This is a genomic window from Nocardia sp. NPDC050378 (genome assembly GCF_040655675.1).
Taxonomy (GTDB): Bacteria; Actinomycetota; Actinomycetes; order Mycobacteriales; family Mycobacteriaceae; genus Nocardia; species Nocardia coubleae.
Genome location: NZ_JBFAKI010000002.1, coordinates 427,428 through 440,075, shown reverse-complemented (window position 1 = coordinate 440,075; position 12,648 = coordinate 427,428). Strand labels below are relative to the sequence as shown.

9 protein-coding genes are annotated in these 12,648 nt (G+C 62.1%); 6 read left to right on the top strand and 3 right to left on the bottom strand.

Translation table 11 applies throughout. The features are described 5' to 3' along the window. Nucleotides 1–13: 13 nt before the first annotated feature. Together AB0I35_RS05970 and AB0I35_RS05965 are read right to left on the bottom strand one after the other, a co-directional pair. On the bottom strand, nucleotides 14–427 hold the full coding sequence (locus AB0I35_RS05970) for a hypothetical protein (protein WP_357394641.1): 414 nt from the start codon (nucleotides 425–427) through the stop codon (nucleotides 14–16). Then, nucleotides 424–948, bottom strand: coding sequence for a hypothetical protein (locus AB0I35_RS05965; protein ID WP_357394640.1), 525 nt, complete (start codon nucleotides 946–948; stop codon nucleotides 424–426). The genes AB0I35_RS05970 and AB0I35_RS05965 overlap by 4 nt, the downstream gene beginning before the upstream one ends. Nucleotides 949–1,732: 784 nt before the next feature. Between AB0I35_RS05965 and AB0I35_RS05960 the strand changes: the two genes are divergently transcribed. Further along, nucleotides 1,733–2,623 (top strand): HAD family hydrolase, encoded by an 891-nt coding sequence (locus tag AB0I35_RS05960; protein WP_357394639.1) that lies wholly within the window; start codon nucleotides 1,733–1,735, stop codon nucleotides 2,621–2,623. Beyond that, entirely contained in the window at nucleotides 2,624–3,241 is a 618-nt protein-coding gene (locus tag AB0I35_RS05955) for a hypothetical protein (RefSeq protein WP_357394638.1), read from the top strand. 1,295 nt (nucleotides 3,242–4,536) lie between these two features. On the opposite strand, the gene AB0I35_RS05950 is transcribed toward AB0I35_RS05955, so the two are convergent. Beyond that, nucleotides 4,537–5,742: a hypothetical protein gene (locus AB0I35_RS05950; RefSeq protein WP_357394637.1), complete on the bottom strand. Its 1,206-nt coding sequence runs from the start codon at nucleotides 5,740–5,742 to the stop codon at nucleotides 4,537–4,539. Nucleotides 5,743–6,091: 349 nt separating this feature from the next. Between AB0I35_RS05950 and AB0I35_RS05945 the strand changes: the two genes are divergently transcribed. The 4 genes from AB0I35_RS05945 to AB0I35_RS05930 are packed head-to-tail and all read left to right on the top strand — an operon-like array spanning nucleotide 6,092 to nucleotide 12,476. After that, complete coding sequence (locus tag AB0I35_RS05945) at nucleotides 6,092–7,057, top strand: vWA domain-containing protein (RefSeq protein ID WP_357394636.1); 966 nt, start codon at nucleotides 6,092–6,094, stop codon at nucleotides 7,055–7,057. 35 nt (nucleotides 7,058–7,092) lie between these two features. Continuing rightward, nucleotides 7,093–7,797 carry a hypothetical protein gene (locus tag AB0I35_RS05940; protein WP_357394635.1) on the top strand — a complete coding sequence of 235 codons (705 nt, stop codon included), beginning with the start codon at nucleotides 7,093–7,095 and terminating at the stop codon, nucleotides 7,795–7,797. Continuing rightward, nucleotides 7,794–9,674 (top strand): hypothetical protein, encoded by a 1,881-nt coding sequence (locus tag AB0I35_RS05935; protein ID WP_357394634.1) that lies wholly within the window; start codon nucleotides 7,794–7,796, stop codon nucleotides 9,672–9,674. The genes AB0I35_RS05940 and AB0I35_RS05935 overlap by 4 nt, the downstream gene beginning before the upstream one ends. Beyond that, a complete protein-coding gene (locus AB0I35_RS05930) occupies nucleotides 9,675–12,476 on the top strand; it encodes an AAA domain-containing protein (RefSeq protein WP_357394633.1) in 2,802 nt (933 codons plus the stop codon). The last annotated feature ends 172 nt before the right edge of the window (nucleotides 12,477–12,648 follow it).

The following is a 12,648-nucleotide window of genomic DNA, read 5'->3' as shown; positions in this document are numbered from 1 at the left end:
CATCGAGGCTATCCTAGCCGCGGCTACTGCGGATCTGTGAGGTCATCGGCGAGTTTCGAGATGTTCGTTGCAAGAGTTTGCGCGCGTCCCGCAGCGACTTTCTGGTACCCATAGCGGTTTGCGGGTTCTTGTGGCGGAGTCGTTCCATGACTTCGGGCAGTGTGCCGCCTGCTTGAGCGGCGAGAGTTCCGCCGGTGTGGCGTTGTTCGCCTGGCCGGAAGTCGGGTCGGCCGATATCGGTGCATGCCTGGTTGAACATGCGGCGGTAGACCCACTCGCGCATGGTTTGGCCGGTGTCGGGGTCGGCGAATAGTAGCGAGTCCGGTTCTGGGCCAACGTGGTTGTTGAGGTGTGCGCATATGGTGGTGAGGATGTGGTGGGGAATCAGTTCTTCTCCGGTCGATCCGTCTTTCGGGCGGTCAATCACGGTCTCGCCGTTGCGGTAGGCGCGGCGAAGGCGACGGTGAGGGTGGAGCAGTCGGTATCGAGGTTTCGGCGGCGTAGTTCGAAGGTTTCCGATGGGCGCAGCCCACACCATGAGGCCAACAGCACGGATGCGGAAAGCTGTTCGGGCATCGCGGCTGCGAGGGCGTCGATCCCTTGCGGCGTCAGCGCGGCGGTGTCGTGTGCGGGTTGGACGGGGGTGGCGCCTTTAATTCGGCAGGGATTGTGGTCGATGTGGCAGTCCTCGACCGCGACGTTGAGGACCATACGAAGGACTTCGTAGGCGCGGGCTCGTGTCGTGGGCACAGTGTCGTCGGCGTCGATCGCCTTGGACCTGGATTGTCGTGGGCGGACGCGGGTGATGGTGCTGTACCAGTCGCGGACCATCTCGAGGGTGATGTCGGTGACGGGTGTGGTTTCGAATGTGGGGTTGATGTGTTCGCGGAGTAGGTAGGTGTAGGAGTCGACGGTTCGTCTGGCGAGGGGTCGTCCGCGTCGCGACACTCGTTTGCGATGACTCGTGCGGCATACTGTCCGAATTGGACCGGAGTTGGTGGTGGTTCGGTCGAGGCGCGGGTGTTCGGGGGAGTCCAGATGTCGCGTTCTATGAGTTCGTATTCGGCGGCGATCCAGCCTTCCGCGTGTATTCGGATGGTGAACGTGGCGGGGGGCTTTGTGGATGGCTTTGTCCGGTCCGGTGTAGTTGGCTTGCCAGCGGCCGGAGGGGAGTCGGCGTATTCCGCCGAATGTGCGGCGGGTGCGTTGCGGGGTTCGTTTCTGGGTGGTCATTTGGCCTCCCACCGGTGCCACGATCGGACCGGCAACGGCGGATGGTGGTGGCAGAGACATTCCGACAGGGGTCGGCAGCGATCGGTTGTCGTCCGGGACGTCGGCGCTGGATGACTGGATGTGCGCATGAGGTTGGTTCCTCGACCGCGCGCACGCGTAGGACGGTCGTGTGCGGTGACGCTGAGGGCGCGTGAACTACCTGGCCCGCTTGACGACCTGCGTCGGCGGGCGCTGTCCGCATTGTGCATCGGGCACCTGTCCTGTTGCCCGATCAGTGGCTCTTCCACCGTCGAGGAAACCTGGAACTTCGAGCAGTTCGCTACTGGCCACCTGGCTCAGACTGGATGGTCAGCTGCTGATCGTGCAGCAGAGCCGACGTTGGGCGGCCGGACCTATCGATCGGGGTCGTGAAGGATCCGGCCAGCGGTGCTTTCGACAGTGGGTTCGACCTACGTGCTTGCCCAGCTGAATGTCCTAGCTGTCAGATACGTTCGACGCTATGGCGATTAGGCAGAGCGACAGGCCGCAGGTCGCACTACTGGTTACTGATCTGGACAACACCCTGTGGGACTGGTTCGACACCTGGTACACCTCGTTCTCCGCCATGCTGCACAGACTGGAAGAGATGAGCGGGATCGCCCAGAGTCAACTCGAAAAAGAGATCAGAACAGTACACCAACGACGAGGCACAGCTGAGTACTCGGCGCTTCTGCTGGAACTTCCATCGCTTCGAAGGCTGCATCCAGATGAGGACTTGCTGCAGGTCTATGACTCTGCGATCCATGTTCTCAACTCCGAACGTCTCCGCACTACGCGTCTGTACCCAGGGGTCAAGGAGACCATCGAGGAGTTGAGTCGACGCAACGTGCCGGTCGTCGCGTACACCGAGTCGGTTGCGTACTGGTCGGAGTGGCGGATCAAGAAGACTGGTCTCGACGGTCTCATATCGACGCTCTACACCGCTCCAGACCACGACCTCCCTCAAGGCCTCACAGTGGACGACCTACGAAGACTTCCTGCCGAGGAATACGGGTTGAACGCTACCGACCATCTGCATGTCCCGAAGGGCGTGCTCAAGCCGGATGTCAGTATTCTGCGCAAGATCATCACAGATCGTGGCCTCCAGCCTGACCAGGTCGTGTACGTCGGAGACAGCCTAATGAAGGACGTGGCGATGGCACAGCGGGCAGGAGCCCACGACGTCCATGCGCAGTACGGCGTTGTGCAGCATCGGGCAGAGTACGAGCTTCTTCGTCGTGTGTCGCACTGGACCGACGCGGATGTAGAGCGAGAACGGGCGATCGCTGCAGGAGATGACATCCAACCCAATTACACTCTCGCGAAGGGTTTTTCGGAGTTGCTGGTACGTTTCGACTTCAGGGAGGCGTAGATGCGGGAAGAGGACATCCCCCACTACCTTGAGATGTGGAAGAAGACCGTCGAGGTGCAGCAGCACTTCAACGATCTTGAGTGGCGTATCCGTGGGTTGGCCATGACCGTACTGACCTTCGCGTTCGGCGCGGCGGCGGTAGCCGCGAAAGACGGCACGACAGTCAAGGTTTACGGCTACCCGCTTCAGCTGTCCTGCCTCGTGCTTATTTTGGGTTGTGTTCTGTGGGGAGCGTTCTACTTCGTCGACAAGGTCTGGTACCACCAACTTCTGGTCGGTGCGGTAGCGCACGGCGTCGAGCTCGAGCAGGAGCTTAAAACCCAACTTCCGCACGCAGGCCTCACCGAGCAGATCGGCAAGAGCAGCCCACAGGAGATCAGAATCCTCTTGTGGAAGAAGGAACTCCGCTCGACCGAAAAGCTTCGCCTCTTCTACGTCATTGGAGCCACAGCACTCCTCCTCGCGGCCACTGCCCTTCAGTTCGGATCGAAACCGGTCTCCGAACCCACGAAAGCAGAGACCGCAACGTCGACACCGGCCGCCACCGAGTCCTCAGCGACGCTCACCCACACACCCCTGCAACCCGTGCCCACCATGCCGGCGCCTACCGGGAGGTAGAGCGGGTCATCGAGGCGACCTTCCTTGGGGTTCGGACGGTACGTCGGTTATGTCGTGGGAGGACATGTCCAAAATCCCTCGGACGCGAGTTCAGCGGAATAGCCGGGCGCCAGATGCGATCTTGAGCGGCTGAGCACGGAGCTCTACGGGCGTGCGGCCGAGATTGAGGGTTCCTCGCACTACGACCTGTACGACAAGCCCGGCCTCGTAGGGAAGCACTGGAGAGCCTGGTCCCGTTCTTCGGTAAGCACCTGAGCTGGCGCGCCTCTCCAGAGCTTCGGTCACCGTGAACGCAAGTGGCTCTCGTCGGCACGGTATTCCACTCAGCCATGGATGTCTGTTTGAGGGGGTGTGGCTGGTCGTGCGTGCAATATACGTGCAATAGCGCAGCCCGATCCTGCCTGCCCATTGATGCGTACGCTTGCTTGAGTGGGGTGGCGCACGATCGCCCTGGTAGAGCCCTATATTTCGAGGTAGCGGCCGGTTTCGGCGACTTAGCGTCGGCGGGTTCGAAACCAGCTAGGACCACCTATGATGACTGGTCAGGCATGGTTTCATGTCGACCAGTCATTTGTGCAATTTGCCTGCAGAAGCGCTACCTGTGCACCTGCGGTTTCCAGAATCCGGCAGGTGATACGGAACCGGACGGTATGTGACTGTAGTCGCAATCGGCAGTACTGTGCCGACCGTAGAGCTCTCGCTGCGCGCGCTGAGATGGGCGTCTGGGTGTGGGATCGGCGACGTACGCTGGACTCCACCTGCTCCGTTCACTACAGGCGGGTCATGCTGCAGGCCGGACGAAACGACGAGTCTCGCGTCGCAGTCCGACTGCCTGCCTGGTACGCCCTGTGATGCCGCGAGGCGCGCTGTTCGAAGAGGTTTCTCGACGTGCACTCTTGAGGCCAATGTCCTGAGACTGATAGCCCCAGTCGACCTGGGGTCGTAGACGAGCCGGACATCTGTGGCTTCACCGCCGACTTCGGCGACCGCGTGCCCGACGTGCTCGCCGCTGACCGGGCCGGGCGAACGACACAGTATTCAGAGGCGAAGTCTCACTGCAAAGCGGGAACCTCGCTCGACCGGCGAGGCTGAGCGGGAAGGATCGCAGTCAGGTCGGGGTGGGTGTAGGTGGCGGTGTTCATGAGGACCGCCCGCAAACCCGGACGGCAGGTGCCCGTGGGGTGCCCGCATCGCCACCGCTGTCTCGGTATCGCCCCCGGCGCTTCAATCTCGGCCTACATCACACGAACCGTCGCGCAAGGCTGTTGTCGTTTGGGAGCCCAAAGTCGCTGAAATTACCCCTGATGCGGCTGATAGAGCAGGCGCACCAATCTGCCGTTGTGGATGATGACGATAGACGACAGAAGAGTGGTCTTGGCCTCCCGCAGGCTCCAAATGGGGACCTGTCCACTGAGCATCCAGTCGGCGAGTATGGCGGGGAGCGTAAAGCTCAGACGGAAACGGGCTGCGTCATCGACGGGGACGATTGTCCAGTCTCGGCTGAGTGGCCGGTTATCGCGGCGATCACGGGGATATTCGAGATGAACCCAAATATCCGAATTGCGTGGGTTATCGATGTACTCGGCGAAAGTATCCGGATTTTCGACTTGCAGGATGAGAACGAAAGGGGCTGAAGGGAAGCCGAGGATCAGCCTGTCCAGCCCGAAGTCGTCGAGGTCGACCACGATGGCAGTCAACTTGTCGGTGGGCAGTTCACGGGCCGGCAAGTCCTGCTCCTCGTAATCTGCTTCCATACGCCGCAGCGCCACCTCCAGCCCAGCCCGCGCTCTGTCATGCGTGACTGCAAGCCCCAACGTCGGTGACGAGAAGGTTGGCATTCCGGTGTGATCGCGCACCTGTTGGATGCGGGATGCGAGGTCAGGGAATGTCTCATCGTCGACGTTGGCCGGCCAGGTGCCCAGCGCATGTCGAAGCGCATGTCGAATCTGGTTGAGCGGCAACGATGTAAGTCCGGTTCGCTCGGCTAGGTCGACGATCCGGACGGCAAGGTCGTCCACCGATGTCAATAGTTCGTCGAAATCTGGGCTGGACAGATCAACCAGCGAAATCTGCTGTGCCAGAGCATATTCCTGTGCTGGCTTCGTGAAGCCGCTGGCGGAGAACAAGGCGTACTGGTACTGATACCTCTTCATCGGGATGTGGTACGTCCCGGGAGTCTTCGCGCTATAGTGCTCGTTGACGTCACGGATCGTTCCATACGCGTTTCGCGCATGCTCAATACCTGTGGGCCTCGCGCGATGTTTGGCCTCCACAAATAGGCGCAATGGCAGTGAGAACGGTAGCGGTAGGTCCAATTCGCCAAGCACGTCAACCTGATGGGTCGTGCCGCGACCGTGGACCAGCAATCCCCTGCCGCTGTCCTTTAGGGCCTCGGGATCCTGCTCCTCTGTGACGAGCAGTCGATAGCCGTTGTCCTGCAACAGCTTGGCCAGTAGCTCTTCAAGAACATATCCCCGAACCGTTGCGATACTGATCGGCACGTTACTCCTCGGTTCGTCTGATTTGTTAGCCGGACCCCTCGTCGCTCGTCGACTGTACCGACTCTGGGCCCCTGTGGCGGATCCTCTGTGGGTCTGCGAGAAGTCGCTGTGCTCAGTTGATGTCCTTCGGCTAAGGGTCGATGCGGTTGTCGAGGTGGCCGCTGGGTCCGTTCGAGCGGGTAGCCAGGCACGTTCCGCTCGATGCGGTCGGCCGACAACCACACAGTTGATCCCCATCGGGACATACGAACGACCTCCGCGACGAGACCATCGCAATGGAACTTAAACGGCTACAATCTCTTTCGAGTCCGAGGCGCGTGCGAGATGGCGCAATCAGCGATCTGTGTTCATGAAATGGGGAGTCGTGTACTCAGCGGAGATCAATCGCAAGCAGCCGGCGTTGTTGATGTTGCTGGTGGACCAGTCGTTCTCGATGTCGGAGCCCGCCGGGCAGGGGCAGGGCACGAAGGCTGATGTGCTGGCGCAGGCGGTGAACAACCTGCTCGGCAACGCCGTGCTGCTGTGCAGTCGCGGCGGCGAGCGGATCTACAACTACTTTGAGGTCGGGGTGGTGGGATATGGCGCGAAGATCGGGCCGATCCTGCATGGTGCCGACGCCGACCGGCCAGTGTTGCCGGTCAAGGAACTGGCCGAGAATCCGTGCCGCGTCGATGCGGTAACCCGCCGAGTGCCAGACGGTGCGGGCGGCGTCGTCGCGGTCGACCAGCAGATGCCGGTATGGGTCGATCCGCTGTCGGACGGCGCTACACCCATGGTGTCGGCACTGACCTATGCCGAACCGGTGATCGCGTCGTGGTGCGCGAAACATCCGTCGAGTTTCCCGCCGATCGTGATCAATGTGACCGACGGTGCCAGTACCGATGGCGACCCGCGCGACGCGGCCAACCGAATCCGCGGCCTGTCCACCGACGATGGTGCGGCCCTGGTGTTCAACCTCCATTTGTCTGCCTTCGGCGGGCAGGCGGTGACCTTCCCGGACACCGCGGCGGGTTTGAGTGACCCGAACGCTCAACGGCTCTTCGAAGCTTCGAGCCTTTTGCCACCGTCGATGCTGGAAGCCTCCGCTTCACTGGGCTATCCGGTGCGTACGGAATCACGTGGATTCCTTTACAACGCTGATGTCACGATGGTGATCGACTTCCTCGACATCGGTACTCGAGCGGTCACTCCGACCGGGCTGAAGGATCTCATGAGCCCGACCGCCGATGACGCGGCTTCGGATGACGGTGACGATGCGGCCGATGGTGACAACGACGGGAGTGCCCGCGCTGACGGCGATGAGCCGACCTGGTGATCGACCCGGAAACCCGTTCGGGCACAGAGGGTGCGATGACAAGCGCTCCAGTGGCGCGCCTGGCTACCCGGCATAAGGAAGGGCGTGACCCGGACGAGAACGATGATCGCGCGATCGGGGGCACCGGGTCGCGTTTCGCGCTCGCCGACGGCGCATCGACCACCGCGCGCGCTGAGGAGTGGGCGGAGCTGCTCGTAGCCGCCTACGCGATTGATGGCCTGGACATCTTGGAACTCGGCGTGCTGGATGCGCTCAGGTCGCAGTGGCGGGAACGGGTCGACACAGCGGGCCTTCCCTGGTATGCGCAGGAGAAGCTGCGGCTGGGTGGCGCGGCGACATTCATCGGGGTGGATGTCGACGTGGCGCAGCAGCGGTACCGAGCCATCGGGATCGGCGACGCGTGTCTGCTGCACCTACGTGACAGGGAGGTGATCGCAGCGGGTCCACTCGATCATCCGCTCCAGTTCGGTCGCACCCCGGCCTTGATCACCACCCACACCGGGGACGCCTCCCATCGAGCAGCGCTCTGGGAGCACGGCGACGGCTACGTGGGTGGTGATCACCTCGTACTCGCCTCCGACGGTCTGGCCAAGTACCTGCTGGAACTGCATCGCGGTGGCGCGCCCATCGACGTGGCCACGATCCCCGGTAACGACGACGAGTTCCGGACGTGGGTGGCGCACGCGCGCCGCGCGGGCATGGACAACGACGACACGACGATCTGCACGGTGCAACTATGAGATTGCCGAGCCTGCTGAATTACCAAAGCGCCGTGGCTAATCCACCGATCGCTTTCCGTAACGTCGACCTGCTCCGAACCGGTGAGCCCGTGCGCAACGCACAGGGCATGCCGTCGGTTGCCTCGGGTGGATTCGCAGCGACGTTCGCTATCGACAGCGCTTCGAAGCAACGCTTCGCGGTGCGCTGCTTCCACAAGCAAGGCCACGATGAGCGCCGACTGCGCGACCGCTACGAGCACATTCACCGGTTCGTCGCCGGCCACCCCAATCTGACGTTCCTGATCGACGCGGTGTACCAGGCCGATGGGGTCATGGTGAACGGCACCGGTTTTCCGACCGTGCGTATGCGGTGGTCGACCGGCGAGATGCTCGGCGTGTGGGTGGAGGACTGGATCGAGGGCGACCAGGATCCCGTCGCTATAGAGAAGGTACGCGTCGCGATCGCGGACGCGGTGGTCGCGTTGCGGGCCGCGGGCGCCGCACACGGCGATCTCCAGCACGGGAACATCCTTGTCGGCCAGGACCTTTCGATCACCCTGATCGACTACGACGGTATGTATATCGATACGTTCGCCGGTACCGGGTTGCCCGCTATCGAACAAGGTCATCGCAACTATCAGCATCCTGGTCGTGGTGGCCGTTTCGACAGCGGCATCGATACTTTCGCGGCCGCGGTCATCGATGTGTCGCTGCGTGCGATGCGGCACCAGCCGTCGCTGTGGGATGACTTCGGCGGTACCGGTGAGAACCTGATCTTCACCGCGCGCGACTTCGTCGACCCAGAGAACTCACCAGTGTTCGCGGCACTCGCCCGCATCAGCGGTGTCGCCGATGCTGCCGCTCGGCTGCAGCGGGCCTGTCGCACCGACTACGACTATGTCGAAGCTGTTTTGGCGGGAACCGGGGCGGGCGCACCGACCGCGGGTGATTTCGAACTGGCGCTCGGTCAGATCGTGGCAGGCGGGGAACGTGATGAGCTGCTGCGCCGCGCGGGTGAAACCATCACGGTCTACGGGAGAATCCAGTTCGGCATTGTCAACAAGGGATTCGAGGGCCGCGATGTGGCGTTGATCAACCTCGGTGACTATCGGCGGGGCGATTTCACCATCGTCGCTCACGACGACGTCGCAGGACAGCTCTTCGACAAGTACGGTGCGCTCAGCAAGCATGGGAAACGCCTCCTGCCGAAGCTGAAAGGCTGGCAGGTCGCGATCACCGGCACCGTCGTGACTTACATGAACAAGGGCGTGTCTGTCCCTCAGATCGAACTTGTGCGGGTTGGCCTACTACGAAATCTCACGGATCAACAGATCGTCGCGCTGAAATCCCCGCCACCGCGCGTTGTACGGATACTACCCAGACCTACCAGCGCACCGAAGACCCCAGTCGTGCAACAGAATCCGTCATCGGCACGAGTCACAACGGTCGTGCCGCCCACAGATCGTTCAGCGGCACAGACGCGCATGCAAGCGGAGTTGAGCAGGTTGTACGAGAACCCGGCCATGAGGGCGCGTCCCCCAGCGGCTCCGGTACGACCCTCCTCGCCATCGGCCGCTCCGCCGAGGGTGCGCAGACCGGACACTTCACCACCGCAGACACGGGCGTCGCGGCCCGTGCGTCCAGCCCCCGCCACTCCCGCTGTACGGTCGGCGCCTGCCACTCCATCCGGACCGTCGGCGACCGCCCCGGGGCTCCGTCCGCCACCGCATCGACCAGCTCTTCCGCCCCCTCCAAGGCCACCACAGCCACGGTTACCCGCCCAGTGGCCCCCGCCGGTGAACCATCCGGGACGCCGGAGGGCGTCGGTGCGTTGGGATTGGGTGGTGTTCGGGCTGGCGATCCTCGGCCTGCTGATCCTGTTGATCCTGGTGGTCTAGGTGACGATCAACGCACGTGAAATCGCGGTGATCGTCCGAGAGCGGGACGGGAGTTCCGTCAAGAACAAGACCGTCGAAATTGCGGGCTATCAGATAGAGGGCAATCTGGTCCATGTCAATTACGCACGCGGGGGCACCTATCGCTACGGTCGGGACCGGGTCTACCTCGCGGGCCGCCCGCGACAACTGTCACCGGACCCACAGACTGAGATCCTCGTCGATGGCGTGATCTGCGACAGTTCGGGTGGCGCTTACCATTTCAACACCCCAGACGGTGGCTGGTGGCACATCTTCACCCAGGCTGGGACTTTGCGTGCCTGCCCGACCAGCGAGGTCGAGATCATCCGCAACGGCGCCGCGAATCCGGAATCGGCTGCAGTACTGCAGTACTGGCGCGAACTTGCGGGACTACTGCCCGCAGAGGGCCGCCTCCTGCGGGAGGGGCTCGAAAAGCTCACCTTCCTCCACCCGGACAGCGTGCTGCAGCGGTTTCTCACCGGTACCCGCGTGGACCAGCGCAAAGACGGGCCCGCGCCGCGCATCTACCCGTTCCACACCAATGTCAGCCAGCGGGAGGCAATCGACAACGCGCTGCGCTTCCCGATCTCGGCGGTCGATGGCCCGCCCGGCACCGGCAAGACGCAGACCATCCTCAACTTGATCGCCAATATTCTGCTCGACGAATCGAAGACCGTGGCGGTCGTGTCCTCGAACAACGCCGCAATCGAGAACGTGCGGGAGAAGCTCGATGACGTCGGGATCGGCTATGTCGCAGCGAATCTGGGCCGCTCAGAGAAGCGGCGAGAATTCCTCAGCACACCGTCACAGGCAAACCGGAACAGCCTCGTCGCACGACTTGTCGCGACCGACAGGGTCGAGGTCGGCTCAGCCACAGAGATCGCCACCCTTGATCGGCGGTTACGCCGCCTCCAGGCCACGCAAGGTGAGCTCGCCCAACGGCGATCCGAACGCGACGGCTACGCGCTCGAACGCGAACACTTCATGACCCATTTCGATCGGCAATCGCTGCCAGATCCGCAGTTGTTGCCGGTGTTGCGATGGCCTGCGGACAAAATCCTGGACTACATCGCCGACACCGATCCCGAGTTGGCACTGCCGGGTGCGTTACCCGAAGTCCTCGACAGGATCACGCAATGGATCAGGTACCGATCGATGCGGGCGGTCGATGCCAGCGATGTCGAGGTCGTCCTGCGCCTGCAACGACTCTACTTCGACAAGAGGATCGACGACCTCGACGCCGAGATCGTGCGGCTCGCCGACACATTGAGCTCGGCGAAGTTCGATGAGTTGACCGATCAACACCGTGAGTTGTCTCTGCTGTGGCTCACCGACAGCTTACGGCGCCGCTACGCCCAGCGCCGGCCAAGTACCTACAACCACAACTATGTGCGCGAATGGCAGACGTTCAGCCGCGACTATCCGGTGATCCTCAGCACATGCCATTCCCTGCAGCGCAGCATCGGGCCCGGCCGGATGCTCGACTACCTCATCATCGACGAAGCCTCACAGGTGAATTTGCTCGAAGCCGCGAACGTGCTCGCCTGCTGCAAGAACGTGATTGTAGTGGGGGATCTGAAACAGCTGGCCCATATTCCTGGTATCCAGCCCGAGGATTGTCCGCCGCCACCACACCCGGTGTACGACTTTCACCGGCACAGCATCCTGTCCGCGTTTATCGAGCTGTACGCAGACGCGCTGCCGCGCACCATGCTTCGCGAGCACTACCGCTGTGACCCCGACATCATCGAATTCTGCAACAGAAAGTTCTACGACGACGAACTGATCACCTTCACCACCAGAGTTCCCGGCTGGGAATCGATGATTGTCGCACGGACCGTCGAAGGCAATCACATGCGCCGCCACACGGCCGGAAGCCGGTCCAACCAGCGAGAAATCGATGTGATCGAACGCGAGATCCTCCCGAAGTACTGTGCGGGCTTCGCGGCGACGGACATCGGCGTCACCACGCCCTACCGTAAGCAAGTCAGCAAGGTGACCGACGCGCTGGTGGACGCGGTCGAGGCCGACACGATCCACCGGTTCCAAGGACGAGAGAAGGACGTGATCGTGATGACGACGGTGCTCGACGAGACATCGTCGAACCCCGATGACAAGTACGGGCTCGGGTTCCTCGACGATCCGCAGAAGGTCAATGTGGCTGTCTCCCGGGCGAAAAGGCGCTTCGTGCTCGTCACCAACCATGACATGCTTCCACGCAGCCGCAATCTGCGCGACCTCATCGGCTACATCGGCTACCGGAACCCGAGCAGCGCGGTTTTCGACAGCTCGATCGTCTCGGTGTTCGATCTGCTCTACCGGGACTACTCTGCGCGGCTGCGTCCGCTCATGTCCCGGATCCGGCGACGTTCCCGATTCCTGTCCCAGGACATCATCGCCACGGTGCTGGAAGAGCTTGTACGGGAAGAGAATTACCTGGGTCTAGGCGTCCAGGCGGAAGTGCTGGTCCGAAATCTGCTGCCCGACACCACCAGGCTGACGGTCGCCGAGGCGCGGTACGTGAACAATCGCGCAAGCTTCGATTTTGTCGTATTCAATCGTGTCACCCGCCGATGGGTCTGTGCGATCGAGGTCGACGGGTTCGAACACCATGAGAACGACCCGGTTCAGCTGGCCCGCGACGCGTTGAAGAACAAAATATGCGTCAAGTACCGCATCCCGCTGCTGCGCCTACCCACCACCGGTAGCGCCGAGATTCCCCGGATTCGAGCTGCTCTCGACAGGGTGCTCACACCCGGGTTCAACACTGGTGGGTTGCTGTGATGCCAGATTGTGCGCTGGTACTGGTGATCGCCGCTAACCGCACATGTGGGCAGTAGTTTCGGCCCATGACGAAGAAAACCGTTGAATGAGGGAAGTGCGCGCTTCAACACAACCCGACTGGTGGAGTGCCTTTGAATGAGAGCCTATGTCGCTCGAACAAGGCGCCTGTCGG

What these genes read in the sequence shown, in the direction of transcription:
- AB0I35_RS05960 (WP_357394639.1), top strand. Translation starts at nt 1,733, where the DNA reads ATGGCGATTAGGCAGAGCGACAGGCCGCAGGTCGCACTACTGGTTACT.
- AB0I35_RS05955 (WP_357394638.1), top strand. Translation starts at nt 2,624, where the DNA reads ATGCGGGAAGAGGACATCCCCCACTACCTTGAGATGTGGAAGAAGACC.
- AB0I35_RS05945 (WP_357394636.1), top strand. Translation starts at nt 6,092, where the DNA reads ATGAAATGGGGAGTCGTGTACTCAGCGGAGATCAATCGCAAGCAGCCG.
- AB0I35_RS05940 (WP_357394635.1), top strand. Translation starts at nt 7,093, where the DNA reads ATGACAAGCGCTCCAGTGGCGCGCCTGGCTACCCGGCATAAGGAAGGG.
- AB0I35_RS05935 (WP_357394634.1), top strand. Translation starts at nt 7,794, where the DNA reads ATGAGATTGCCGAGCCTGCTGAATTACCAAAGCGCCGTGGCTAATCCA.